This window comes from Penaeicola halotolerans (genome assembly GCF_016464625.1).
Taxonomy (GTDB): domain Bacteria; phylum Bacteroidota; class Bacteroidia; order Cytophagales; family Cyclobacteriaceae; genus Penaeicola; species Penaeicola halotolerans.
This window is the reverse complement of record NZ_JAEAGO010000076.1, coordinates 1-270: the sequence shown is the minus strand read 5'-3', so window position 1 is coordinate 270 and position 270 is coordinate 1. Positions and strand designations below refer to the sequence as shown.

The following is a 270-nucleotide window of genomic DNA, read 5'->3' as shown; positions in this document are numbered from 1 at the left end:
TACAGTGAAGGCCTTACAAGAGCCTTTCACCATGAAACCATTCCCTACTATCGCAGAACCGACCGTGAGTTTGTGGACATAGAAAGCCCTTGTCTTTCTACTGTCCTTACAGGAACGCCAAAACAAGTTTCGGCTTTAATACCCAACGCTGAAAACGGCTTATTCAGCCGTTTCATCTTCTTTTTCATGAACGTTCGCCCGGTATGGAAAAATGTTTTTGCAAGCCAGACCGATAACGGATTAGGCGATTACTTTGATGCCCTGGGCAAT

General features: G+C 45.2%; 1 protein-coding gene. It reads left to right on the top strand.

The features are described 5' to 3' along the window. Positions 1-270: DUF3987 domain-containing protein (locus tag I5349_RS13770; protein WP_226391356.1), on the top strand; the 270-nt coding region annotated here is incomplete at both ends.